Source organism: Saccharopolyspora karakumensis, from assembly GCF_004349225.1.
GTDB classification, from domain to species: domain Bacteria; phylum Actinomycetota; class Actinomycetes; order Mycobacteriales; family Pseudonocardiaceae; genus Saccharopolyspora; species Saccharopolyspora endophytica.
Genome location: NZ_SMLA01000056.1, coordinates 16,993 through 41,458 on the forward strand (window position 1 = coordinate 16,993; position 24,466 = coordinate 41,458).

Below are 24,466 nucleotides of genomic sequence, written 5' to 3' on the forward strand. Positions count from 1 at the left end.
ATTTTGAAAATCATATTCAATTAGCGGCTCGCCATGTCTCCCGACCTCCCGCTTCGGCGATGACGAGGGACCTGGTGACCTCGTGCCGCGGTGATGTCAGGACCTCGGCGGCCGATCCCTCCTCGACCACCCGGCCCTCGTCGAGCACCAGGACGCGGTGCGCGAGCCCGGCGACACCGGCCAGGTCGTGGGTGATGACCAGCAGCGCGCACCCGGTGTTGTGCTGCAGCTTGGCCAGCACGTCCAGCAGGTCCGCTCGTCTTCTCGGGTCCAGACCGGAGGTGATCTCGTCGCAGATCAGCACGTCCGGCTCGGCCAGCACCGCGCGAACCAGCGCGGCCCGCTGCAACTCCCCGCCGGACAGGCCCGCCGGGTTCCGCCGCGCGGTCGATTCGGGAATCCCCAGCTGCGCCAGCTCATCGGCGGCTCGGGCCCGCGCCCGGTCGCCGGGCACGCCGCGCAACCGCTCCGCGGTCCGCGCCACCTGGTCGAGCACCGGGGTGAACTCGCTGAACGAGGCCCGCGCGTCCTGGAAGACGTGCTGCACGCGGGCGAGCTGCTCCCGGGTGCGCCGGCGCAGCACCGGCGACAGCGGTTCACCCCCGAGTAGGACCTCACCTGAGCCGTACCGGTGGAGTCCGGAGACGCACCGCGCGAGGGTGGTCTTCCCGCTGCCGGAACGGCCCAGCACCGCGAGCCTCTCACCCGACGCGACCTGCAGCGAAACGCCGTGGAGGGTATCGGCCCCGCGATGGCCCGCGGTCAGGTCCCGCACGGACAGGACCGGGTCCGCCGCCTGCGGAGGTGCCGGTGCGACCGCCGTCGCCTCGGCGATGCCGTCCACATCGGAGGGACGCACGCGGCCTGCCTCCACGAGCAGGACCCGGTGCGCGAGGTCGTGGACCAGGTCGAGGTCGTGGGTGAGCAGCAGGATCGCCACGCCCTGCTCGGCGACCGCCCGGAGCTCCGCGGCCAGCTGCGATCTCGTGACCGGGTCCTGGCCGGTCGTCGGCTCGTCGGCGATGAGCAGCTTCGGGTCGCCGATGAGGGCCTGGGCCAGCACGATCCGCTGCTGCTGACCACCGGAGAGCTGATGCGGGTAGCGGCGCAGGAAACGCTCGCCGTCCGGGACCTGCGCGCGCCGGAGCGCGTCCAGGACCCGCTGCCGGACCTGCTGCTTCGGCACGTGCAGCCGGGCGACCTCGGCGAGCACCGAACCGATGCGGCGCACCGGGTTCAGCGCCGCCGACGGCTGCTGCGGGATGAACCCCACCTGCCCGTCGACGTCGACGTCACCGGAGAGCACCGCGCCCGGCGGACTCTCGCCGAGCAGCGCGAGCGCGGTGGTGGTCTTGCCGCTGCCGGACTCGCCGACCAACGCTGCGATCTCGCCACCGGCCAGGCTGAACGTGGCGTCCGAGACCAGCTCGCGGTCGTCGAGGGTGACGGTCAGGTTCCGCACGTCGATGGCGGTCACCGGGCCTCCAGGAAGGTCGTGTCGGATTGCCGGAGCCAGCGGTCGAACAACAGGTTCACGCCGACCGACAGCGCGATGATCAGCAACGCCGGGAGCACCACCGCCCACGGCTGCAGGAACAGCCCGGTGCGGTTGCGGTCCACCATCGCCGCCCAGTCCCCGGCCTGCGGGGAGAGCCCCACGCCGAGGAAGCTCGCCGAGGCCACCAGGTAGATCGCCCCGGTGAACCGGGTGCCCAGGTCGGCCGCGAGCGTGCGGCGCATCCCGCGGGCGACGTAGCCCACCGCGATGCGCGCCCGGCTCTCGCCTTGCAGGCGCATCGCCTCCACGGCGGGCCGCGCCGCCAGCGACAGCGCGGCGGCACGGGTGATGCGCACGACGTCCGGCAGGTTGATCAGCGCGACGACCGCCACCAGCACCCACGGTTGGCCGGGTGCCAGCGCCGCCAGCAGCAGCAACATCAGCATCGACGGGACGGCGAGCAGCAGGTCCAGCGGGCGCATCACCACCTCGTCCAGCAGCCGGTTTCGGGTCATGCCCGCGAGCAGCCCCAGCGGGAGGGCCAGCAGGTAGGTGCAGGCGGTGGCAGTCAGTGCCGTGAACACCAGCGAGCGGCCGCCGAGCAGCACCTCGTCGAGCACGTCGCGGCCGACGAAGTCGGTGCCGAACAGGTGGCCGCCGCCGAGCACGAACGCCACGTCCTTGGCGGGGTCGTCAGTGGCGAACAGCGGACCGAACAGGGCCACCAGCACCGGTGCGGCGACCAGCGCGCCGGGGATCAGGTACCTGCTCATCGGTGGGTCTCCGCGGTCGGGGACAGGATGCGGGCGGCGACGTCGGCACCGAGGTTGACCAGCACCGTCGTGCTCGCGAAGACCAGCGCCAACCCCTGCAGCACCGGCAGGTCCCGTGCCGAGACGGCTTCCAGCAGCGTGGTTCCCAGCCCCGGAACCACGAAGATGGCCTCCACCACGATCACGCCTCCGATCAGCCAATCCGCCGTCCGGGCCAGCTGCTGCACCGCCGGGGCAGCAGCGTTGGGCAGCGCGTGCGCGAACCGGATCCGGGCAGGTGAGAGCCCGAGACGCCGGGCGTGCTGCACGTAGGGGGAGCGCTGCGCCTCGATCATCCCGGCGCGCACGAGGCGGCTCAGCGAGCAGATCGGCCGCAGCAGCAGCACGACGACCGGCAGCACCACCAGGTCGGGCCGGCTCAGCAGGGAACCGCCCACGGCCGTCGGCGGGAACCAGCCCAGCTGCACGGCGAAGACCGTCACCAGCAGGATCGCCATCGCGAACTCCGGTGCCGCGTACAGCCCGAGCGTGGTGCTGGTGATCGCCCGGTCCAACCGGCCGCCTTCCCGGCGGGCGGCCAACATGCCCACGCCGGTCGACAGCGGCACCAGCAGAACCAGCGCCAGGCAGGCCAGCAGCAGCGTCGGTCCGGCGGCCGAACCGATGACCTCGGCGACGCTGCGCGGACCTGCCAGCGAGGTGCCGAGATCGCCCCGGGCAGCGGCGAGGACCCAGTCCGCGAACCGGTGCCACATCGGCCTGTCCAGGCCCAGCTGCTCCCGAAGCCCGGCGATGACGGCCGGATCCGGGTTGTCCCCGGCGATCGTCACGGCCGCATCGCCGGGGAGCGCTTCGGTCAGCAGGAAGATCCCCACGACCACGAGGAACACCTGGACGACGCCGAGCAGGACGCGGCGAAGCAGGTAAGGGATCACGCCAGCCACACCTTGTCGAAGCGCGCCCAGTCCAGGGTGTTGGCGGGCGCCCGGTCGTCGACCCCGCCGACGTTGGCGGCCGAGGCGACGATCCAGTCGGACACGCCCCACCAGACGAAGCCGCCCTCGTGGAACAGCTGCTCCTGCATGCGCCGGTAGATCTCGGCGCGGCGGTTCTCGTCCAGGGTGGACTGCGCCTCGTCGTAGAGGGCGTCGAACTCCGGGCGCCGCCACGCGGTGTTGTTGGTCGTGGAACCCGACAGCAACCGCTGCGAGAAGTGCGAGTCCAGCGGCATCCCGCCGGACCGGTAGCTGGCCAGGACACCGCTCTTGTTGATGTCGGACCAGTAGGTGTCCTTGTTGCCCAGTCGCACGTTGAGGTTGAGGCCCACCGCGCGCGCCTGGTCGCCGATGGCCATCGCAGCCTCCTTCAGTCCGGTGGAGGCGTCGGAGGTGTTGAAGTCGATGGTCATGCCCTCGGCTCCGGCCTGCTTCACCAGCGCCCGCGCCTTCGCCAGGTCCTGCCGGCGCTGCGGCAGTTCGGCGTAGTAGCGGTATCCCTTGCCGTAGAGGTCGTTGCCGACCTGGCCGGAGTTCTGCAGCACCGAGCGCAGCAGCTCCTCGCGGTCGATGAGGTGGAACATGGCCTGCCTCAGCTCGAGGCGGTCGAACGGCGGGCGGTCAACCTTCATCGCCACGCCGTGGAAGTTGCCCAGCGGCAACCGGTGGACCTGGAGCTGCCCGCTGGACTCGTAGGTGCGGGCGCTGGTGAGGGTGAGGTCGTGGGCGTAGTCGATCTGCTTGCCCAGCAGCGCGTTCACCCGCGCGGCCTCGTCGTTGGTGACCACGATCTGCAGCTCGTCGACCAGCGGCGCGCCGTCGAAGTACTCGGGATTGCGCGCTGCGAGGAACGAGCGTCCCGGCTCGAAGGAGACCAGCTTGAACGGACCGGTGCCGATCGGCTTGCTGAAGTCGGTGGTGCCCTCGGGGACGATGTAGGCGCCGAGGGTGGCCAGCGCGTTGGGGAACTCGGCGTAGGGCCGCTTGAGCCGGAACTCGACGGTGCGGTCGTCGATCGCGCGGCTGTTCGCCAGGTCGATCACCGACAGGGTGGACTTGGCGCGGCGGCTGCCGCCGGGTTCGGTGATGCGCGCGTAGCTGGCCAGCACATCGGCGGCGCGCAGCGGGCGGCCGTCGTGGAAGTTCGTCTCCCGCAGGATGATCCGCCAGGTCAGCAGGTCGGCGGAGGGTTCCCAGCGCTCGGCCAGCCGGGGCTGCGGGGACATGTCGGAGCCGTAGTCGGCGAGCTTGTCGTAGAGGGCCTTGGCGCGGGCGATCTCGATGTAGAGGTCGGTCTCGTGCGGGTCGAGGACCTCGGCGGCGCCACCGCCGGAGAACGCGGCGCGTAACCGGCCACCGGGTTTCGGCGCTCCGACGGTGCTCCCACCGCCCGGGGCGCAACCGGTGAGCAGGACGGCGCCGGCGGTCAGGCCCAGGAAGCCGCGGCGGTTCAGGTTCTGCATGGGGATCTCCTTCAGCGTCGGCGTGCGATCAGGTGCAGGCGGTCTCCGGACATCCGCTCGGACAGCTCCGCGTCGGCCTGCCACGGGCTGTCGGTGCGGGGGCCGGGTTCGTCGAACAGGGCCAGGACGTCGAATCCGCAGGTGTCGGCGAAGTGGCGCAGTTCCTGCGGGAACAGCAGCCGCCAGGCGGATCGCTGGACGAGCTCGGAGCCGTCGTGCCGCCACACGCGTTCTCGCCGGAGCAGCTGTTCGGCGTGGTCGATCCACAACCGCGTCCGGGACCGGTAGGTCGCCCCGTCGTAGGTGAGCTCGCGTTCGGTGGTCTCGTCCAGCAGTTCGGTGTTGCCCAGGAAGAAGGCCCCGTTGCGGGCCTCGGTGATCAGCAGCCCGCCGGGACGGAGGTGCTCGTGGCACCGCCGCAGGAACGACACCAGCTCCTCGTTGCGGTGGCAGTACAGCAGCGCGCTGTCCAGGCAGGTGATCACGTCGTACTCGCGCCCCAGCGAGAACTCCCGCATGTCGGCGACGACGAACTCCGCCTCCGGGCAGTGCCGTTGGGCGTGGGCGACCATGTCGGCGGAGGTGTCGATGCCGGTCACCCGGTACCCGTTGCGCGCCCAGAACCGCGCGTCCCGGCCCGTCCCGCACCCCACGTCGAGCAGGCCCCGGCTCGGGCGTTGGGATTTCAGTGGAGATCGGGTTTCTGATTTCCACTGAGATCCGGGATCGGGTTTCCGCTGAAATCCGGTGAAGCGGGTGACGACGTCGTGGACGAAGGTGGCCGCGGTGTGGTGGGGGTCGGGGAACCAGGCCTCGTAGATCTCGGGGTTGTCGGTCAGGAAGTTGCGCATGCGGGTTCCTCGGTTCGGGGGCCGATGCCGGTGCGGCGGTGGACGGCGAGGACGGCCAGTGCGGAGGCGAGTCCGATGAGGACGCACAGGGCGGACGGGAGCCACGGCAGGCGCGGGGCCGCGAGGTCGGTGGCCCAGCCGATGAGGGCGTTGCCCGCGGCGGCCGTCAGACCGGAGGCCAGGTAGAACACGCCGAAGTAGGTGCCGGACAGCGCCGTGCCCCCGAACGACGGGATGAGCTCGTAGACGAACGGTTGCGCCAGCATCACGCCGACGGACAGCCCGAACGCGGTGACCAGCACCGGGGTCAGCCGCAGCAGCGCCTCCCCGGGCGAGGCCGGCGCAGCGCCGGGCAGCAGGCTCGCCGCGACGGCCGTGACCGCGAACGATCCGCCCATCAGCGCCAGACCGGTGGCGATGGAACGCCCACGGCTCCACCGCTCGGAGAACCGGGCGGTGATGCGCACCTGCAGCAGCAGGCTCGCCGCCGTCGACACCAGGAAGATCACCGACACCGCCGCAGGCGAACCGGTGAACTGCTCGGCGTGCATCGGGAGCACCAGGTACAGCTGGTTCTGCAGGGCGAACATGCCGGTCAGCGCTCCGGTGAACGCCAGGAACCGGCGGTCGGTGAGCACACCGCGCCAGTCGGTGAGAACCGAGGTCCCCGAGCGCTCCACCCGCCGCACCGGCAGCACCAGCACCTGCGCGACCGTCAGCAGCGCGAAGATCACCGCCGCGATCACCGCCGAGAGCCGGAAGTTCACCAGCAGCAGCGCGCTGCCCAGCAGCGGACCGAGCAGCATCCCGCTGTTGGCGAAGACGTTGAACAGCGAGAACACCTCGGCGCGACGGTCACCGGCCTCGGTCGCGAGGTAGGCGCGCACCGCCGGGTTGAACAGCGCACCGGCCAGGCCGCTGAGCACCGAGGCGCCCAGCAGCACCGGCACCGAGGTGCCGAAGGCGAACAGCCCGAAGCCCACCGCGCGCAGCGCGCATCCGGCGATGATGACGCCGCGCGCGCCGAGCCGGTCCGCGGCCGAGCCACCGACCAGGAACAGGCCCTGCTGGCTGAGGTTGCGCACGCCGAGGATCACCCCGACCACCGCCGCCGACATCCCGAGGTCGTGCCCGAGGTAGCCGGCGAGGTAGGGGATGAGCAGGTAGAAGCCGGTGTTCACGCCGAGCTGGTTGACCAGCAGCACCTGCACCGCCAGCGGGTAGGTGCGGATGAGTCGCCAGGTCTTCAAGCGGGTCGAACCCCCAGTCCGGTGGTGCCGGTGACGCGCAGCAACCCGTCCTCACCGCCGATGCCGGTCCAGGGGTCGCGGGCCAGCAGCAGGTGACCGTCGAGGTCGACCCAGCGGGCAAGGCCGGTCAGGTGCACGGCCGGGGCGATGCCCAGCGAACTGGCGACCTGGCACCCCAGCATCACGTCGACGCCGAAGTCCCGTGCGGTGTCGACGATTTCCCGCGCGGCCCGAATGCCACCGCATTCGGGCAGTTTGATGTTGATCCCGTGCACCCGTGACCCCAGCGCGCGCACGTCGTCGACGGTGCGGGCGTCCTCGTCGGCGATCACCGGGATCGGGGAGTCCGCCGCCACCTGGGCGAGCACGGCGGGTGTTCCCGGGGCGATGGGCTGCTCCACCGCGTCGATGTCGAATTCGGCCGCGGCGCGCAGCATGTCGGCCGCCCGCTCGGGTTCCCAGGCGCCGTTGGGGTCCAGCAGCAGCCGGACGTCCGGCAGGGCGTCGCGGAGGGCCTTGACCCGGTCGAGCTCCTCGGGCTCGGCGCCGATCTTCACCTTGAGCAGCCGGAACCCCTGGGAGGCCAGTTCGCAGGCCGACGCCACGGCGCGGTGGGTCGGGGTGATGCCGATGGTGCGCGCCGTGGGCACCGGCCAGCTCGGCGCCGTTCCGACCAGGTCGTAGACGGCGACGCCGCGCGTGCGGGCCACCAGGTCGTGCAACGCGGCGTCCACCCCCGACCGCACGCCGGGGGAAGCCGAAATGCCCTCCACCAGAGCCGAAGTGGGGTCGAGCGGGGCGAGGTCCCGTTGCGCCGCTGCGAGCTCGCGCTCGATGCGGTCCACGTCCAGTCCGTAGTAGACGCTGGTCACCACCTCGCCGTGGCCGACGACGCCGTCGTGCTCCGCGATGACGGTGACCGCGCCGCGTTCGGCCATGACCGACCGCGAGATCCGCAGCGGTTCGCGCAGCGCGAGTCCACCCACCCGCCAGCTCAGCTTCACGCGGGCACCTCCAGCTTCACCAGCGGGTCGCTGATCACCCGGCAGCGCGTCCACCCCGTGGCCTCGACCTCGGGATCGGCGACCTCCACCGGGCGGATGGCCGTGGCGCAGTCGAGGAGTCCGCGCGCGCGGCAGTAGTCGTCGTCGAAGACGGTGCCCAGGTAGCGCTGCGGACCGTCGGGGAACACCGTCACGACGTTCGCGCCCGGCTCCACCCGCGACGCCCACGCCGCGACCAGCGCCACCGCCCCGGTGCTCCAGCCGCCGGTGACGAAGGAGTCGCGGGCCAGGGTGCGGCAGGCGGCGACCGCTTCGGCGGGACCGACCCAGTGCACCTCGTCGAAGAGCTCGTAGGCGACGTTGCGGGGGTGGATGCTGCTGCCGAGACCGCGCATCACGCGAGGACGCGCGGGCTGGCCGAAGATCGTCGATCCGACGGTGTCCACGCCGATCAGCCGCGCCTGCGGCCACCGCTTGCGCACCGCGCGGATCGCACCCGAGCTGTGCCCGCCGGAGCCGACGCTGCACACCAGCACGTCGACGCGGTCCAGACAGCGGGCGATCTCGGCGCCCATCTCGTCGTAGCCGGCCGGGTTGTCGGGGTTGTTGTACTGGTCCGGCCAGTAGGCGCCGGGCAGGTCGCGGCAGATCCGCTGCACCCGGTCCAGTCGCGCCTGCTGCCAGCCGCCCACCGGATGCGGCCGGTCGACGACCTCCAGCCGGGCTCCGTGGGCCCGCAGCAGCGCGCGCATGCCGGGTTCGAGCTCGCTGTCGACGACCAGCACGATCGGATGTCCCAGCGCGTTGCCGGCGAAAGCCAGTCCCACGCCGAGGGTTCCGCTGGTCGACTCCACGACCGGAGCGCCGGGGCGCAGCTCGCCGCGCAGGCGAGCACCGCGCAGCATCGACAGGGCGGCGCGAGCTTTCATCCCACCCGCGCTGAGGCATTCCAGCTTCGCCCAGAACCCCGGGTGGGGGCGCGGCAGCGGAGCCGACACCCTCGCCAGGGGTGTTTCCCGGACGAGATCCAACAGGTCGGGGTTCGGTGCTGCGTTCAACGGCACGTCACCTCCGAGTAGCGGTAGAGCACGCTCGGGCCGCCGTCGAGCCAGAAGAACGGGTACGGCTCGGCGGACACGGCGGTGACGCCGTCACCGAGGAAGTGCGGGAGGACGCCGCTGCCGGTCTGGGCGAAGAACACCAGCGGTTCGCCGGTCCGGCGCGCGTGGTCGAGCAGCGTCTCGAAGGTTCCGCTGCCCAGCACCATCCCGGAGGCCAGCACCGCGTCGCAGTCGTCCAGCGCGCTCTCGGCGTCGGTGATCACCGGTTCGTCCCACTCGGTGCGGCCGCCCTTGCGGTCGCAGGCCACGTAGCCGATCCCGCGTTCCCGCAGGCGTTGCAGCAGCGAGTTCACGACGCCCACGACCAGCACCCGGCGGACCCCGGAGGGCAGCAGGCTCACGACGTGCTCCGAGCGGTGCAGCGATTTCCGCAACGAGTCACCGCGGTCGAGGTGCACGGCCTCGGCGTGCTCGTGGTGCGGACGCAGGTGCTGCAGGTGCGCGTCGAGAGCGGCGATCCGCACGGCGGGCAGCGGGTGCCGCAGGAGCTTGCGGACGGGTTCGCCGACGCAGTCCAGCACGACGTCCTCGCCGACTTCGCCGGGTTCCACCGCGCACGATCCGACGGCGTCACCGACGCGGAGGCTGAGCACGTGGTTGCGGTAGGAGCGCTGCCGGGAGGCGTGCCGGACTCCTTGCTGGGTCAGGAAACCCACGCTGATCTCGGAATCCGCCTCGGGGAGAGCGGCCTCGATCAGGTCGTCCAGCGCCGTCACGCGGCGTCCTCCGCGTAGCGCACGTCCAGCCCGGAGATCAGCAGCTCGGCGTGCGGACGCGCCGCGCCCGGCCGGTCGCTGGTCACCATCACGTGGCCCAGGTAGTTGTTGTTGCTGGTCGCGGGACCGGCCCGGTGGCCGGCGGGCTTGAGCTTGAACTCCGCCACCGCGGGATCGCGCAGCGCTTCGGTGCCCTGGATCTCGGCGATCGGCCCGGTGCGCGGCGGCAGCAGGAACGAGATCGCCGCGCTCGACGCCCCGGTGTCGACCGGGCTGAGATCGGGCTTCTCGCCCAGCGCCACCTGCGCGTACACCCCGGCGAGGTCGATGCCGGTGACGCGGCGGATCAGCTCGGTGATCTGGTTGCCCGCCGGACGCGGGTTGACCTCGACGATGCGCGGGCCGTCGGCGGTCAGCTTGATCTCGGTGTGGCAGACGGTGTTGTCCAGTCCCAGCGCCTCGATCGCGGCCACGGCGGTCGAGGTGACGCCGTCGCGGGTCTCGTCGTCGAGCGCGGCCGGGAACATGTGACCGGTTTCGACGAACCACGGTGCGCCGGCGACGCTCTTGTCGGTGACGCCGACGACCGTGGTCCGCCCGCCGGAGGTGACCGTCTCCACGCTCACCTCGGCGCCGGTCAACAGCTCCTCCAGCAACACCACGGGACTGCGTTGCTGGCCACGAGCGTTGACCGGAAATCCTCGCAGCTCAGCGAAAGCCGCGCGCAGCTGCTCGACGTCGTCGACCCGCCGCACGAACATGCCCGCGCACAGGTCGACGGGCTTGAGCACCAGCGGGAAACCCATCGCCGCAGCAGCCTCTTCCAGGCAGCGCAGCGTTTCGGCGAGCGCGAACGCCGGTCCGGGAACTCCGGCCTCGTGCAGCGCGCGCCGCGTCCGGTCCTTGGCGCAGGCGCTCTCGACGGCTTCCGGTGCGGGACCGGGGAGCCCCAGCCGCTGGGCGATCTTCGCGGCGGTGGGCAGGTAGTAGTCGCAGGAGGTCGCCACCCCGTCGAAGCCCAGCACCGGTTGCAGCCGTTCCAGGTGCGGCAGCAGCACTTCGGGGTCGTTGGTCTCGCAGGTGAGCACGTTGTCCGCGCCGAGCAGCGGGTGCGGGCCGGGTCCGGGGGCGGAGCGCAGGTAGTGCTGGAGATCTCTGGTGACGAAGCTGAACCGGTGGCCCTCCTCGTTGATCGCTCTGGGGAGCAACGTGCTCATCGCCCCGACCCAGCTCTCCACCAACAACAGGTGACTCACACCGACTCCTCCCGGTCATTGCGCTTGACGCTCGGCGATGATAATCGTTTTCAATAAGTCTGACAACACGCCGTAGGGATGTGAACCCGAAGTGATGAGAACGCTTCGCCCGGTGGTAGCTCTGGCGCTGCTCGCCCCCTTGCTCACCGCAACGCCCGCGGCGGCCGAACCGCCCGAGTTCGGTGCCTGCCCCTTCGACGGTGCCGAGTGCGCCGAGCTGTCGGTCCCGCTGGGCGAGGGGAGCAGGTCGATCTCCATCGCGATCTCGCGCGTGCGCGCGACCGGCACGCCCGCCGAACACCGGGGCGCGCTGCTGGTCAACCCGGGAGGGCCCGGCGGTTCCGGGCTGGAGTACGCGGTGAGCAAGGGGGCGAAGCTGCCGGAGTCGGTGCGGCGCAGCTACGACATCATCGGGTTCGACCCGCGCGGCGTCGGCCGCAGCGCTCCGCTCGACTGCGGTGAACTGGGCGGGCTCTTCGAACACCCCGCGCCCGAGCCGGTTCCGGCCGGTCGGCGAGCGGAATCCGAACATCTGCAGCGATTACGCGCGATGGCCGAGGACTGCCTGCAGCACAACCCGGACGCGGCGTGGATGAACACCACGAGCACCGCCCGCGACGTGGACCGCGTCCGGGAGGCGCTCGGCGAGCCGAAGCTCAACTTCCTCGGCGTTTCCTACGGCAGCTACCTCGGTGCCGCCTACGCAGCGCAGTTCCCCGACCGCGTCGGGCGGATGGTGCTCGACAGCGTCGTGAGCCCGGACCGCTGGCACGACTTCGACGTCCGACAGGCGTTCGCGATGCTCGACCAGCGCGACACCCTCTTCGAATGGATCGCCGCGCACCCGGAATTCGGGCTCGGCGAGACGAAGCAGCAGGTCCGCAAGACGTATTCGACGGCGCGGGACGGGCTGACCGGCAGCTTCGGCCCGGCGGAGTTCGACAACCTCGTCTACAAGGCCCTCTCGCGCACCGAGCGCTGGGAGCCCTTCGCCCGCGATCTCAGCGCCCACGTGCACCACGGCGCGCCGCTGAGCCCCGCGCTGCCCGAGAGCGACCCGGAATCCCGCAACTACGAGGCGGCTCTGCGCACCGTCAAGTGCGCCGACAGCAGGCGTCCCACCGAGGACGAGGTCATCGGCTCCCTCCGGGCGCTGCGCGCGGCCGACCCCGAACCGATCGTCACCGGGCTCGAAGCGACCACCTGCGCCTACTGGCCGGAACCCGTCGAGCCCGCCCGGTTCGGGCACCCGGACATGCCGCCGGTGCTGCTCACCCAGGCCGAGCACGACCCGACCACCCCGCTCGACGGTGCCCGGCGGATGCAGGCCAGGCTTCCCGGCGCGCGCATGGTGACCCTGCACGACTCCTACTCGCACGGCGTCTTCGCCAGCCAGCGCAACCCCTGCGTCGACGACGCGGCCGCGAACTACCTGCTCACCGGCGAACTTCCGGCGGACGACCTCGACTGTCAGGGGTCGGGGCTACCGTGAACCCGCTCGCACGCGCACACCGGCCTCGGTCGTGGCAGGTTCGCAGGTGCGGGCGCGGCGCACGCGGAGCTGGAGGTGGTCCATGGGGCGAGCCGACACGATGGCGATGGCCGTCGCCGAACGCACCGATCTCGCGGAGTACCTCGGCACGCTCACCCGCGAGCAGTGGGAGGCGCCGAGCCTGTGCGCGGGCTGGCGGGTGCGCGACGTGGTCGCGCACGCGATCAGCTACGACGACCTCACCTGGCCCGACGTGCTCAAGCGCGCCGCCCGGGCGGGCTTCGCGCCGAACGCCATCAACGATCTCGGCGTCGCCGAGACCCGTGCCCGCAGCACCGTCGAACTGCTCGACCGACTGCGCGCCCGCCTCCGGCCCACCGGCCCGATCACGGCCCTGGGCGGCATGATCCCGCTGGTGGACGCGCTGATCCACCACCAGGACATCCGCCGTCCGCTCGGCCACCCACGCGAGATCCCACCGCAACGGCTGCGCGCCGTTCTGGACCTGGCGTTCAAAGCCCCACCCGTCGGGGCCAAGAAGCGCGCCGCCGGCCTCCGCCTGGTGGCCGCGGACCTCGACTGGACCCGCGGCGAGGGCTCCGAAGTCCGGGGGCCGGGTGAAGCGCTGCTGATGACCCTCGCCGGGAGGTCGGCCGCCTTCACCGAGCTCACCGGGGAGGGCAAGGCAGTTCTCGCCGACAGGCTCTAGCCTCCGGTTCTCAGCCGCGCAGCGGCGGGATGGTCGGGACCTCGGAGGCGGCGGCGATGGCTTCCGGGGTGAGGCGGAACTGCTCCGGGTAGTGCTCGCGGGTGGTGCGGCGGGCGGGTTCGGTGGTGCGCCACATGTACAGGCAGCGCGGGCACTGCAGCACCTCCCAGACGCCCGGCACCGGAGACGTCGTCACGGTGCGGATCTCCGGATCCGCGCAGCGGGGGCAGATCGTCGGCATCGAATTTCCCTTCCGCGCAGTGCGCTTCACCGGTTGGCGAGCTCGGAGCGCAGGCGTTCGGCCCACTCGACGGTCTCGGGGAGGTCCTTGGTCGGAGTGCCGAAGTTGCCGCGCACGTCGGGCTTCACGGGAGTGGTCGCGTCGATGATCATCTTGCTGGTGACGCCCGCCGGCTGGGAGGCGGGGGCCAGTTCCACCACCGACAGGTTCGGGATGACCACGACGTCCTCGGACGGGTTGACCTTCGCCGACTGCGCCCACATGACCTGCGGCAGGTCGAACGGGTCGACGTCCTCGTCGACCAGGATCACCTGGCTGACGTAACCCAGGCCGTGCGGCGTGGTCATCGCGCGCATGCCCACCGCCTTGGCGAAACCGCCGTAGCGCTTGGCCGTGGAGATGATCACCAGCAGGCCGTGCGTGTACATCGCGTTGACGGCCTTGACCTCCGGGAACTCGGCGCGCAGCTGCTTGAGCAGCGGGACGCAGGTGTTCGGGCCCACCAGGTAGTCGCACTCGGTCCAGGGCATGCCCAGGTACAGCGACTCGAAGATCGGGTTGGTGCGGTAGGAGATCCGCTCGACGCGCACCACCGGCATCCGCCTGCCACCCGAGTAGTGCCCGGTGAACTCGCCGAACGGGCCCTCGATCTGGCGCACCCGCGACTCGATGAAGCCCTCGATGACGACCTCCGAACCCCACGGCACGTCGAAGCCGGTCAGCGGGGCGGTCGCGATCGGCATCGGCTCGCCGCGCAGCGCACCGGCCATCTCGTACTCGGACTGGTCGTAGGCCATCGGCATGCCCGCCACGATCGGCACCACCGGGTCGTTGCCGAGGGTGATCGCCACCGGCAGGTCCTCGCCGAGCTCCTCGGCCTTGCGCAGGTGCTGAGCGATGTCGTGCATCGGCACCGGTTGCAGCGCGAGCCGATCCGTCCCGATCACCTCGATCCGGTAGATGCCCAGGTTCTGCTTGTCGAAGTCCTCCGGCGCGTCCGGGTCGCGCGAGACGACGGCGGCCTTGTCCAGGTAGAACCCGCCGTCACCGTCGTTGAGCCGGAACAGCGGCAGCACGTCGAAGAGGTCCACGTCCGCGCCGGAGACGCTGTTGGCCTTCCACGGCGCGTCCTCCCGGCGGACCGGGGTGACCGGGAAGTCGTCCCAGCGGCGGGCGAACTCCTCGACCTGCTCGCGGGTGGAGGTCTCCTTCGGCAGGCCCAGCGCCATCGCGTGGTTGCGCCAGGACCCGTGCACGTTCATCGCGATCCGCGCGTCGGTGAACCCGGAGACGTTGTCGAACCACAACGCCGGGGCGCCCTCCCCGATGCGGCCCGCTGCGTTCGCCGCGGCGGCAAGGTCCGGTTCGGGGGACACCTCCTCGCTGATCCGCAGCAGCTGCCCCTCCTTCTCCAGGGCGTCCAGGAACGACCGCAGGTCGTCGTAGGCCATCGTGACTTCTCCTTCAGAGGCCGGTTTTGGTCCTCTTTGCGTGGCGGGTGCGGGTGGCGGAACCTGACACGCCGGCGGTGCCAGTTGCTCAGGTCGTCTTCACGCCTCGCGGGCTACGGCTTCGCGTAGCCCGCAGAAGGAACTCAGGAAACCTTGAGCTTGGCGGTGCGCAGCCCTTCCCAGCGCTGGGCGGCCGGAGCCGGCAGGTCGAGCTGGTCGAGGACGCGGGCGGTGAGGTGCTCGACGAAGTCGTCGATCGAGGCCGGGTTGTTGTAGAAGGCGGGCATCGGAGGCACGATCCGCACGCCCATCCGCGAGAGCGCCAGCATGTTCTCCAGGTGGATCTCGCTCAGCGGCGTCTCGCGCGGCACGAGCACCAGCGGGCGGCGTTCCTTGATCGTCACGTCCGCCGCGCGCGCCACCAGCCCGTCGGCGTAACCGGAGCGGATGCCGGCGAGGGTCTTCATCGAGCACGGCACGATCACCATGCCGTCGGTGCGGTACGAGCCCGACGAGATGCTCGCGCCCTGGTCGTCCGGGTTGTGGACGACGTCGGCGCGCTCGCCGATCTCCTTGGTGCTCAGCCCGGTCTCCAACTCCACCGTTGCCCGCGCCCAGCGGCTGAGCACCAGGTGGGTCTCCACCTCGGGCAGTTCGCTCAGCTGCTCCAGCAGTCGCACGCCGAGCGGCGCCCCGGTCGCTCCGGTCATCCCCACGACGAGTCGCACGCTTCTCCTTTTCGGTCACCTCGTGCTGATGGCTCCACGCTAAGCGCCGATCACGCAGGTGAGCAGGTATTCTGGCGACACGCGATGGGGAGAATCGGACAGTACGGCGGATGACTGAGATCACCGACGTCGGCTACCGGCCGGGGCTGAACGCGCCGATCGGCATGGACGTCATCGACTTCACCGAGCTGCGCTCGCGCGCCGAGCGCCGCGGGATCGACCTCGCGGGTCCGCAGCGGCCCGACTTCCACCACCTGATCCACGTCCACGCCGACGCCGAGCCACTGCCGCACGCGGTCGACTTCACCGAGCACGTCGTCGAACCCGGCGGCTGGCTGTGGGTGCGCCCCGGCCAGGTGCACCAGTACGGCGCGCTGACGCGCTCGCGCGGCACGATCGTCATCTGGCGCCCCGGCTTCGTCACCGTCGACCCGCCACCACCGGACATCCCGCTGCTGCCGGCAGGTTCGGCCCGCGACGCGGTCGATCTGGCAATGCGGCACCTGCTCGCCGATTACGCCGACCTGGGCTCGATGACGCTGGAGGCGCACAACAGGTCGCTGCGGATGCTGCTGGCCGTGCTGCTGCTGCGACTGGCCCACGCGGGTGAAGCACCGCCGCCCGCCACCCCGGCCGACAGCCCGTTCGAGCGGTTCCAGGCGGCGGTGGAGCGCGACTTCACCCGCACCCACCGAGTCGCCGACTACGCGGCCGACCTCGGGTACAGCGCTCGAACCCTCACCCGCGCAACGCTGTCCGCGACGGGACGCTCGGCGAAGTCCTACCTGGACGCCCGGATCGTCCTGGAGGCCAAGCGGCTGCTCGTCCACACCGACCGCGCCTCGGCGGACATCGCCCGCCACCTCGGCTTCAGCACGCCGGGAGACTTCAGCAAGTTCTTCCGCAAGCACGACGGCCGAAGCCCGCTGACCTTCCGCGCCGAAGCCCGAGGCACGCGCTGACCCGACGTGCCGCGTGCCGGAGGGACGCTCACCTGAGGCACTGGTCCTCCTGCGCGAAGGACATCCGGGCGGGGTGGGCGAGCACCAGGTCGTGGGAGGCCGGGTCGAGGTCGGTGCCGATGGGGTAGAGGGTTCCGCCCAGCTCGGCGGCGCGGCGGTGCCAGCGCTGGTTGCGGCGCAGCCGGTCCGGCAGCCAGAACGGATCGGTCTGACCCGCGGCGTCGGAGAACATGTCGAACAGCCACACCAGCTCGTCGTCCGGGAGGCGCAGGCCGGGACGGGAGAACGACGCGCGTCGGTGCGGGAACAGCAACCCGATGCTGGTCTCGCTGAGATCGAGGTCGGTGATCTCCGGTGCGGTGCCCGCCAGGAACTCGTCCAGCGCCGAATCGGGCATGAAGTAGTCCGCCCACACCTTGTGCACCCGGTTCCAACCGGCCGTCACGAACGGCTCGTAGCGGTTGTCGGTGCTGGTCGCGAACTCCCAGTAGGAGACGTCCCAGATCTGCGCGGTCACGCCGAGCCCGCGCAGCAGGTGCGCGTCGTCGGGCTTGCGGTCCGCGCGGTGGTAGGCGGTGAAGCGGAGCTGGTAGCGGTGGCGCTGCGGGGCGAACCAGCGGATCAGCAGGTCGTCGACCTCACCGCGCCGGACCAGCACGCGAGCAGCCCGCACCGCTTCCTGCAGCGACGGGAAGTGCAGGTCGTACACCCTGGTCAGCGGCGAAACCGGGGTCAGCGCGAGCCGCGCGCGCGTGATGATCCCCGCGCAGCCGAGCCCGCCGAGGACGGCGTTGAACAGTTCGCCGTTGCGCTCCGGAGTGCACCACCGCACAGCTCCCGACGGCGTGACGACCTCGACGGCCTGCACCCGGTCGATGATCGCCCCCTCGCGGTGCAGGCTGGAGATGCCGCCGACGCTGAGCACTCCACCCGTGCTCAGCTGGAGGTATCCGGTCGGGCCCGAGGTCAACCGGCGTCCGCGCAGCCAGGCGTGCCAGACGACGTCGCGCAGCAGCACTCCGGCCTCGACGTCGGCGTGGTCGTCGGTCACCGCGTGGATGAGGTCGAGGCTGCGCATGTCGACCTGGATCCCGCCGGACGGGCACAGCGCCTGGCCACCGGTGGTGTGCAGGGTGCCGTGGGCGCGCAGCGGGACGCCGTTGCGGCAGCACCAGGCGGCCGCGACGGCGATGTCGGTGGTGGACCGCGGACGCAGGATCGCGGCGGGTCTTCGGTCGACGAGATTGCCGAGGTCGGAGGCGTGCAGCTCGTCCCCGTCGGTGATCAGAGCACCGCGACCGGGCAGTTCCGGGAAGGTGGAGAGATCCAGCGTGCCCGAATCCATCCCGATCACTCCCCCAAGTGAACGACGTCCGCCAGCGGCCCTGTCCAAATCGGAGTCCATCCTGAGGAACAGGGCTTTCCCCGTGCTTTCTCGCCTGGTCAGACCGGTTTCAGGGGGTCCGCCGAGCCCCGGGCGCCGTGGGTGTCCGCTTCCAGACATTCACCTGGTCGTGCTGGTCTTGGACATGTCCGCAGGAGAAGATCTCCGCTGGCGACCCTCCGGCGCGTCGGGGAAGTGGAGCGGAGGGCACTCAGCGGAAGGAAATCGGTGTGAAGACAGCTCGGTTCAGCCGTCCGGCGGCGCTGGGGACCGCCGTGCTGGCCGTGGCGGCGGTGACGGCGGCCCCGGCCGTGTCGGCGGCCCCGGCAGCGGGAACGGCGCCGTCGACCAACCAGGTCCGGCTGATCACGTTCAACGACCTGCACGGCAACCTCGAACCCCCGGCGGGCTCGTCCGGCCGCGTCACGCTGCCCGACGGCAGCACCGTCGACGCCGGCGGTGCGCAGTTCCTGGCCACCCACGTGGCGCGGCTGCGCGGAGAGGTGAAGAACTCGCTGGTGCTCTCGGCGGGCGACAACGTCGGCGCCTCGCCGGTCAACAGCGCGCTGTTCCACGACGAGCCCACGATCGAATTCCTCGACCAGCTCGGCGTGTCCGCATCGGTCGTCGGGAACCACGAGTTCGACGAGGGATACGAGGAACTGCGGCGGATGTCCGACGGCGGTTGCCACCCCGTCGACGGCTGCCAGTTCCGGGACCCGTACCCCGGCGCGGACTTCGAGCAGCTCGGCGCCAACGTCACCTTCACGGACGGTCGTCCCGCGCTCAAGCCCTTCGACGTGCAGAACGTCAACGGCACGCGGGTCGGCATCATCGGCGCGACGCTGGAGGAGCTGCCGTCGGTGGTCGCCCCCGGCGCCATCGAGGGTCTCGAGTTCGGCGACGAGGTCGAGGCCATCAACCGCACCTCGAAGATGCTCGACACCATGGGCGTGAAGGCGCAGGTCGTGCTGCTGCACCAGGGCGACGGCACCCAGAGCGGTGGGCCCGACGACTGCAACCTGACGCCGGGGCCGGCGAGCGAGATCGCCAAGGCCGCGTCGCCGTACGTCGACGTGATCTTCACCGGGCACAGCCACGCCCAGTACAACTGCACGATCGACGACCCGGCGGGCAACCCGCGCCAGGTGCTGCAAGGCGCCTCCTACGGCCGCCTTCTCTCGGTCGCCGACCTGACCATCGACCGCGTCAGCCAGGACGTCGTGCGCGCGGAGACCAAGGCGCGCAACGAGATCGTCACCCGCGACGTGCCCGCCGACCCCGCCGCTCAGGCGCTGATCGACGAGGCGGCCACCAAGGCGGCCCCGATCGCCAACCGCCCGGTCGGCAGCATCACCGGCGACCTGCCCCGCGCCGCCGCCCCGTCCGGGGAGTCGCCGTTGGGCGACGTCATCGCCGACGCGCAGTTCGAGGCCACCGCGGCCAACTCGCCGCAGATCGCCATCACCAACCCCGGCGGCATCCGCGCCGACCTGCTCTTCCCCGGCTCACCGGCCGGTGAGGGCGACGGCGTGGTCACCTACGGCGAGGCGTTCGCGGTTCAGCCGTTCGGCAACATCATGCAGACCATGACGCTCACCGGCGCCCAGCTCAAGGCGGTCCTGGAGCAGCAGTGGACCCCGGAGGGGACCAACGTCCTGCAGGTCTCGGCCGGTCTGCACTACAGCTACTCGGCGGGTGCGCCGATCGGCTCGAAGGTCACCGAGATCAGCATCAACGGTCAGCCGGTCGACCCCAACACCCCGTACCGGGTCTCGGTGAACAACTTCCTCGCCGGAGGCGGCGACGGCTTCACCGAACTGACCAAGGGCACCGACGTCGTAGGCGGCCCGGTAGACCTCGACGCCTTCCTCGCCTACCTCAACGTCCACCCCAACATCACCCCACCACCGGCAGACCGCATCACGGCCCTGCCCTGACCACCCACCCGGGGTGACTCCCCAACCTCACCGCCGGAGTCACCCCGGGTGGCCGGTCCCGAATTTCAGTGGAACTCGGGGACTGCCCGGGCGCCGTAGGGGTCAGCCCTGGGTGGCGAGGGAGCGGAGGAAGAAGGCGAGGTTGGCCGGGCGTTCGGCCAGGCGGCGCATGAAGTAGCCGTACCACTCGTCGCCGTAGGCGGCGTAGACGCGGAGCCGTCCACCGGCGGCGGCGATGCGGCGCTGCTCGTCGGGGCGGATGCCGTAGAGCATCTGGTACTCGAAGTCCGCGTCCGTGCGGCCGTTGCGGGCGGCCAGCTCACCGGCGATGGCGACCATGCGGGGGTCGTGCGAGGCGACCATCGGGTAGCCCTCGCCCTGCATCAGGACCTTCAAGCACCGCACGTAGGAGCGGTCGACCTCCGACTTGCCCTGGTAGGCCACCGATTCCGGCTCGTCGTAGGCGCCCTTGCACAACCGGACCCGGGAACCGGCCGTGGCCAGGTCGCGGCAGTCCTGCTCGGTCCGCCGCAGGTAGGCCTGCAGCACCGCGCCCACCCACGGGAAGTCCACGCGCAGGTCGCGCAGGATCCCCAGGGTCGAGTCGGTGGTGGTGTGGTCCTCCATGTCCAGGGTGACCGTGGTGCCCGCCGCGCTCGCGGCCTCGCAGATCAGCCGGGCGTTGTCCAGCGCGATCTTCTCGCCGTCGGAGGGCAGGAACTGGCCCACCGCCGACAGCTTCACCGACACCTCGGCCCGCTCGCCGAGCCCCTGCTCGGCCAGAACGCCCAGCACCTGCCGGTAGTCCCGGACGGTGGCGGTGGCTTGGCCCGCGTCGAGGGTGTCCTCGCCGAGCCGGTCCAGCGTCACGAACAAGCCGTGGCCGCTCAACTCACGGGTGGCCCGCACGGCGTCCTCGGCCGACGTGCCGGGCACGAAACGCCGAACCACGGGCTTGGTCAGCGGGTTGGCCTCGACGAGCCGTCGCACCGAAGGCGAGCGTCCCGCGGCCAGCAAAGCACTGCGCAACACCGAATTCTCCCCACGCTCAAGCTGTTCCGGATACAGGGGGGCGCCCCGGACCCGTCCGGGGCGCCCCGTCGTGCTCATCCCATGTGGGGGTAGGTGTGGCCGGTCGGCGCGTCCCAGGTTTCCTTGATGGCGCGGGGGCTGGTCCAGCGCTGGATGTTGAGCAGGGACCCGGCCTTGTCGTTGGTGCCGGAGGCGCGGCTGCCGCCGAAGGGCTGGCGGGAGACGATCGAGCCGGTGGGCTTGTCGTTGACGTAGAAGTTGCCGGCCGCGCCGCGCAGCTTGCGGTGGGCTTCGTCGATGGCGGAGCGGTCGGTGGAGAACACCGCGCCGGTCAGCGCGTAGGGGCTGGAGGAGTCCACGACGTCGAGGATGTGGGAGTACTGGGTGTCGTCGTAGACGTGCACGGCGAGGATCGGTCCGAAGTACTCGGTGGTGAAGACCTCGTCGGTGGGGTCGGTGCACACCAGCACGGTGGGTTCGACGAAGTAGCCGACGGAGTCGTCGTAGCCGCCTCCGGCCAGGACCTCGATGGTGTCGGTGGTCTTGGCGCGGTCCAGCGCGGCCTTGTGCTTGGCGAAGGCGCGGGCGTCGATGACGGCACCGCCGAAGTAGGAGAAGTCGGTGACGTCGCCGAAGCGGATGGTGCGCGCCAGGTCGGCGAGCTCCTCGCGCAGGCCGCCCTCCCAGATGGACCGCGGCACGTAGGCGCGGGAGGCGGCGGAGCACTTCTGGCCCTGGAACTCGAAGGCGCCGCGGGCGAACGCGGTGGCCAGCGGCGCGGGGTCGGCGGAGGGGTGCACGACGATGAAGTCCTTGCCGCCGGTCTCGCCCACGATGCGCGGGTAGCTGCGGTAGGAGTCGAGGTTCTCGCCGATGGTGCGCCAGAGCTTCTTGAAGGTGGCGGTGGAGCCGGTGAAGTGCAGCCCGGCGAAGCCCGGGTCGGTCAGCGCGACGTCGCTGACGGCGTGGCCGTCGCCCGTGACGAGGTTGATCACGCCCGGGGGCAGTCCGGCGGCCTCGAACAGGCGCATCGTGAAGTGCGCGGCGAACTGCTGCGAGGGGGTCGGTTTCCACACCACGGTGTTGCCCATCAGCGCGGGCGCGGTGGGCAGGTTGCCGGCGATGGCGGTGAAGTTGAACGGGGTGATCGCGGTGACGAACCCGTCCAGGGGCCGGTAGTCCATGCGGTTCCACTCGCCGGGGACCGAGCGGGGCTGCTCGGCGATGATCTGGCGTGCGTAGTGGACGTTGAACCGCAGGAAGTCGATGAACTCACAGGCGGCGTCGATCTCGGCCTGCTGCACCGATTTGGACTGGCCGAGGATGGTGGCGCCGTTGATGGTGTCGCGCCAGGGGCCGGCCAGCAGGTCGGCGGCGCGCAGGATGACCGCGGCCCGCTCGTCGAAGGAGGTCGCGGCCCAGCCGGGTGCGGCGTCCTTGGCGGCGGCCACGGCGTCGGCGACGTCGCCCGCGGTGGCCTGGGCGGACGTGCCGAGCACGTGGGCGTGGTCGTGGGGCTGGACGACGTCGAAGCGGTCTCCGCCCGCCATGCGCTGGGTGCCGCCGATGGTCTGGGTGAGCTCGATGCGCTCGGATTCCAGCTCGGCCACGCGCTTCTGCAGCGACTCGCGTTCCGGCGAGCCGGGCGCGTAGCCCTTGACCGGCTCGTTGTAGGGCACCGGCACCGAGGTGATCGCGTCCATGCCTGTTCCGCCTCCTTGAGACGCCGTGGGTGTGTTGATTGGAGGTTAGGGTGTGACTCGCGCCCGGAGCTTGTTGAGTTGGCTATCGTTGACGGTGTCGGTTTGTGGGATCGGACAAAAATGGCACGTGATGTCGAGTCGGTCGGAGTGACCGATGTGGGAGTGCCGCTGCGGCAGCTGCTGGCCGCGGTCGGTGACCCCTTGGTGGATGTGCTCGCCGCACCGCGAGGCTTGGACGTCGAGGTTCGTGATGTGGTCATTGTCGACCCGGAGGAGGAGTCCGGCAGCGCTCGCGACAGCGATTTCGTGCTGGTCATCGGCGCGCGCGGCCGGGTCGCGGCGCCGCTGGTGCGAGCCGCGGCGCGCGACGGCGCCACGGTCGTGGCGGTCAAGGTCGGCTCCGAGCCCGAGGCGCGATCGTTGCGGGACACCGCGATCGCGGGCGGCATCGCGCTGCTGGGCGTGCGACCGGAGGTCCGCTGGGAACGGCTGGAGGCCTACGCCCACAACGCGATCGACAACGCCCGGCTGACCAGCGACGCCGATGTCGGCGAGGCGCTGGGCGACCTGTTCTCGCTGGCCCAGACGGTCGCGGCGATGACCGACGGCATCGTCAGCATCGAGGACACCGCGAGTCGCGTGCTGGCCTACTCGCGCTCCGACGACGAGGTCGACGAGCTGCGGCGGCTGTCCATCCTCGGCCGCCAAGGTCCCGAGCAGTACCTGGAGATGCTGCGCGAATGGGGCGTCTACCAGCGGCTTCGCGCCGGTGAGGACGTGGTGCGCATCGACGAGCGACCGGACCTGGGCATCCGGCGCCGGATGGCGGTGGGCATCCACGCGGGCAGCCAACCGCTCGGCTCGATCTGGGTGCAGGAAGGCCGGCGCCCGCTGTCGGAGCGGTCCGAACGCGCGCTGCTCGGTGCCGCGCGGCTGGCGGCGCTGCAGCTGATCCGGCAGCGCTCAGAGGCCACGGCGGGGCCGAGGCTCCGGGAGAACCTGCTGGCCGGGCTGCTGGAAGGCCGGGTCGACGCGCGCTCGGTCGCCGACAACATCGGCGCTGACGCGGACCGGCCCGCGGTGGTCGCGGTGTTCACCCTGCGCCCGGTGGGCAGCGTCGACCGCTCGGAGCTGGAGCTGCAGCGGGCGGAGATGACCGGCCTGATCTCGGTGCACGCCTCGGCCTACCGGCGCAGCGCACTGGTCACGACCATCGGGTCGCGGGTGTACGTGCTGCTGCCGGAGCTGCCCGAGCGCTCCGCCGCGCAGTCGGCGCTGTCGCTGACCCGCGAGATCGTCGCCGCCGCCAAGCAGCACCTGACCTCGCGGGTGCAGGCGGGAGTGGGCTCCGCGGTGCCGACGCTGGACGAGGTGGCGGAGTCGCGGGCCGAGGCCGACCGGGTGCTGGAGGCCTTGGGGCACGACATCGACGCCGAGGTCGCCACGATCTCCGACGTGCGCGCGCAGGTGGTGATCAGCGAGATCCTGACCGTGCTGCAGGGCAACGAGCGCTACCGGGACGCCCGGCTCAGCGCCCTCCACGATCACGACTCCGAGCACGCCACGGACCTCGCGCGCAGCCTGCTGGCCTACCTGGACCACTTCGGTGACGTCAAAGCCGCCAGCTCGGCCCTGCACGTGCACCCCAACACCCTGCGCTACCGCGTCCGCCGCGCCACCGACCTCACGGGCATCGACCTCGCCGACGCCACCGAACGCCTCAACACCCACCTCCAACTCCTGCTCACCAAACGCACCCGACACCGCTGAAATCGGGACGGTCACTCGGAAGGGACGTTGGTGCTGAATCCGGGAGGCCCGGGAGCGGGGTGGGTCAGAGCTTGCGGAGGCGGACCCTGTTGATGGTGTGGTCGATGTCCTTGCGGAGGACGAGGGT

General features: G+C 71.1%; 21 protein-coding genes. 5 read left to right on the top strand and 16 right to left on the bottom strand.

Annotation, left to right across the window (positions count from 1 at the left end):
• Nucleotides 1–16: 16 nt before the first annotated feature.
• Genes E1202_RS25900 through E1202_RS25945 form a run of 10 tightly spaced genes read right to left on the bottom strand, consistent with a single transcriptional unit; the run spans nt 17 to nt 10,927 of the window.
• Nucleotides 17–1,477, bottom strand: coding sequence for an ABC transporter ATP-binding protein (locus E1202_RS25900; RefSeq protein WP_235879018.1), 1,461 nt, complete (start codon nt 1,475–1,477; stop codon nt 17–19).
• Nucleotides 1,474–2,271 carry an ABC transporter permease gene (locus E1202_RS25905; RefSeq protein ID WP_207918920.1) on the bottom strand — a complete coding sequence of 266 codons (798 nt, stop codon included), beginning with the start codon at nt 2,269–2,271 and terminating at the stop codon, nt 1,474–1,476. The genes E1202_RS25900 and E1202_RS25905 overlap by 4 nt, the downstream gene beginning before the upstream one ends.
• The gene (locus E1202_RS25910) at nt 2,268–3,206 is read right to left on the bottom strand and encodes an ABC transporter permease (RefSeq protein ID WP_235879019.1); all 939 of its coding nucleotides are present in this window, start codon (nt 3,204–3,206) and stop codon (nt 2,268–2,270) included. The genes E1202_RS25905 and E1202_RS25910 overlap by 4 nt, the downstream gene beginning before the upstream one ends.
• On the bottom strand, nt 3,203–4,729 hold the full coding sequence (locus E1202_RS25915; protein WP_132685746.1) for an ABC transporter substrate-binding protein: 1,527 nt from the start codon (nt 4,727–4,729) through the stop codon (nt 3,203–3,205). Before E1202_RS25915 ends, E1202_RS25910 begins: the two co-directional genes overlap by 4 nt.
• An 11-nt stretch (nt 4,730–4,740) precedes the next feature.
• Nucleotides 4,741–5,580, bottom strand: a complete 840-nt coding sequence (locus E1202_RS25920) for a class I SAM-dependent methyltransferase (protein ID WP_132685747.1) — start codon at nt 5,578–5,580, stop codon at nt 4,741–4,743.
• Nucleotides 5,565–6,830, bottom strand: a complete 1,266-nt coding sequence (locus E1202_RS25925; RefSeq protein ID WP_132685748.1) for an MFS transporter — start codon at nt 6,828–6,830, stop codon at nt 5,565–5,567. Before E1202_RS25925 ends, E1202_RS25920 begins: the two co-directional genes overlap by 16 nt.
• A complete protein-coding gene (locus E1202_RS25930) occupies nt 6,827–7,834 on the bottom strand; it encodes a dipeptide epimerase (RefSeq protein WP_235879020.1) in 1,008 nt (335 codons plus the stop codon). The genes E1202_RS25925 and E1202_RS25930 overlap by 4 nt, the downstream gene beginning before the upstream one ends.
• A complete protein-coding gene (locus E1202_RS25935) occupies nt 7,831–8,898 on the bottom strand; it encodes a PLP-dependent cysteine synthase family protein (protein WP_132685749.1) in 1,068 nt (355 codons plus the stop codon). Before E1202_RS25935 ends, E1202_RS25930 begins: the two co-directional genes overlap by 4 nt.
• Nucleotides 8,889–9,671, bottom strand: a complete 783-nt coding sequence (locus tag E1202_RS25940) for a Rossmann-like domain-containing protein (RefSeq protein WP_165943993.1) — start codon at nt 9,669–9,671, stop codon at nt 8,889–8,891. Before E1202_RS25940 ends, E1202_RS25935 begins: the two co-directional genes overlap by 10 nt.
• On the bottom strand, nt 9,668–10,927 hold the full coding sequence (locus tag E1202_RS25945; RefSeq protein WP_132685750.1) for an ATP-grasp domain-containing protein: 1,260 nt from the start codon (nt 10,925–10,927) through the stop codon (nt 9,668–9,670). The genes E1202_RS25940 and E1202_RS25945 overlap by 4 nt, the downstream gene beginning before the upstream one ends.
• Nucleotides 10,928–11,039: 112 nt before the next feature.
• Here E1202_RS25945 and E1202_RS25950 point away from each other — a divergent pair, with 112 nt between their 5' ends.
• Both E1202_RS25950 and E1202_RS25955 read left to right on the top strand, forming a co-directional pair.
• Nucleotides 11,040–12,419, top strand: a complete 1,380-nt coding sequence (locus tag E1202_RS25950; protein ID WP_235879021.1) for an alpha/beta hydrolase — start codon at nt 11,040–11,042, stop codon at nt 12,417–12,419.
• A gap of 82 nt (nt 12,420–12,501) precedes the next feature.
• Nucleotides 12,502–13,128, top strand: coding sequence for a maleylpyruvate isomerase family mycothiol-dependent enzyme (locus E1202_RS25955; RefSeq protein WP_207918923.1), 627 nt, complete (start codon nt 12,502–12,504; stop codon nt 13,126–13,128).
• A 10-nt stretch (nt 13,129–13,138) separates the two neighbouring features.
• On the opposite strand, the gene E1202_RS25960 is transcribed toward E1202_RS25955, so the two are convergent.
• The 3 genes from E1202_RS25960 to E1202_RS25970 form a co-directional block, all read right to left on the bottom strand.
• Entirely contained in the window at nt 13,139–13,369 is a 231-nt protein-coding gene (locus E1202_RS25960) for a non-oxidative hydroxyarylic acid decarboxylases subunit D (RefSeq protein WP_132685752.1), read from the bottom strand.
• A 26-nt stretch (nt 13,370–13,395) separates the two neighbouring features.
• Nucleotides 13,396–14,820: a non-oxidative hydroxyarylic acid decarboxylases subunit C gene (locus E1202_RS25965; RefSeq protein WP_132685753.1), complete on the bottom strand. Its 1,425-nt coding sequence runs from the start codon at nt 14,818–14,820 to the stop codon at nt 13,396–13,398.
• A gap of 143 nt (nt 14,821–14,963) precedes the next feature.
• The gene (locus tag E1202_RS25970) at nt 14,964–15,548 is read right to left on the bottom strand and encodes a non-oxidative hydroxyarylic acid decarboxylases subunit B (protein WP_132685754.1); all 585 of its coding nucleotides are present in this window, start codon (nt 15,546–15,548) and stop codon (nt 14,964–14,966) included.
• 110 nt (nt 15,549–15,658) lie between these two features.
• On the opposite strand from E1202_RS25970, the gene E1202_RS25975 reads away from it, so the two are divergent.
• Complete coding sequence (locus tag E1202_RS25975; protein WP_207918924.1) at nt 15,659–16,510, top strand: helix-turn-helix domain-containing protein; 852 nt, start codon at nt 15,659–15,661, stop codon at nt 16,508–16,510.
• A gap of 28 nt (nt 16,511–16,538) precedes the next feature.
• Here E1202_RS25975 and E1202_RS25980 read toward each other — a convergent pair whose 3' ends face one another.
• A complete protein-coding gene (locus E1202_RS25980; RefSeq protein WP_165943994.1) occupies nt 16,539–17,855 on the bottom strand; it encodes an FAD-binding protein in 1,317 nt (438 codons plus the stop codon).
• 269 nt (nt 17,856–18,124) lie between these two features.
• On the opposite strand from E1202_RS25980, the gene E1202_RS25985 reads away from it, so the two are divergent.
• Entirely contained in the window at nt 18,125–19,834 is a 1,710-nt protein-coding gene (locus tag E1202_RS25985) for a bifunctional metallophosphatase/5'-nucleotidase (protein ID WP_207918925.1), read from the top strand.
• A gap of 102 nt (nt 19,835–19,936) precedes the next feature.
• Here E1202_RS25985 and E1202_RS25990 read toward each other — a convergent pair whose 3' ends face one another.
• Together E1202_RS25990 and pruA are read right to left on the bottom strand one after the other, a co-directional pair.
• Entirely contained in the window at nt 19,937–20,866 is a 930-nt protein-coding gene (locus E1202_RS25990; RefSeq protein WP_132685756.1) for a proline dehydrogenase family protein, read from the bottom strand.
• Nucleotides 20,867–20,940: 74 nt separating this feature from the next.
• On the bottom strand, nt 20,941–22,569 hold the full coding sequence (gene pruA / locus E1202_RS25995; RefSeq protein WP_132685757.1) for an L-glutamate gamma-semialdehyde dehydrogenase: 1,629 nt from the start codon (nt 22,567–22,569) through the stop codon (nt 20,941–20,943).
• 120 nt (nt 22,570–22,689) lie between these two features.
• Between pruA and E1202_RS26000 the strand changes: the two genes are divergently transcribed.
• Nucleotides 22,690–24,339: a PucR family transcriptional regulator gene (locus E1202_RS26000; protein WP_132685758.1), complete on the top strand. Its 1,650-nt coding sequence runs from the start codon at nt 22,690–22,692 to the stop codon at nt 24,337–24,339.
• Nucleotides 24,340–24,466: the final 127 nt, after the last annotated feature.

Coding starts and splice junctions, on each gene's coding strand:
- E1202_RS25915 (WP_132685746.1), bottom strand. CDS start 4,729: ATGCAGAACCTGAACCGCCGCGGCTTCCTGGGCCTGACCGCCGGCGCC.
- E1202_RS25960 (WP_132685752.1), bottom strand. CDS start 13,369: ATGCCGACGATCTGCCCCCGCTGCGCGGATCCGGAGATCCGCACCGTG.
- E1202_RS25965 (WP_132685753.1), bottom strand. CDS start 14,820: ATGGCCTACGACGACCTGCGGTCGTTCCTGGACGCCCTGGAGAAGGAG.
- pruA (WP_132685757.1), bottom strand. CDS start 22,569: ATGGACGCGATCACCTCGGTGCCGGTGCCCTACAACGAGCCGGTCAAG.
- E1202_RS25905 (WP_207918920.1), bottom strand. CDS start 2,271: ATGAGCAGGTACCTGATCCCCGGCGCGCTGGTCGCCGCACCGGTGCTG.
- E1202_RS26000 (WP_132685758.1), top strand. CDS start 22,690: ATGGCACGTGATGTCGAGTCGGTCGGAGTGACCGATGTGGGAGTGCCG.
- E1202_RS25955 (WP_207918923.1), top strand. CDS start 12,502: ATGGGGCGAGCCGACACGATGGCGATGGCCGTCGCCGAACGCACCGAT.
- E1202_RS25975 (WP_207918924.1), top strand. CDS start 15,659: ATGACTGAGATCACCGACGTCGGCTACCGGCCGGGGCTGAACGCGCCG.
- E1202_RS25980 (WP_165943994.1), bottom strand. CDS start 17,855: ATGGATTCGGGCACGCTGGATCTCTCCACCTTCCCGGAACTGCCCGGT.
- E1202_RS25920 (WP_132685747.1), bottom strand. CDS start 5,580: ATGCGCAACTTCCTGACCGACAACCCCGAGATCTACGAGGCCTGGTTC.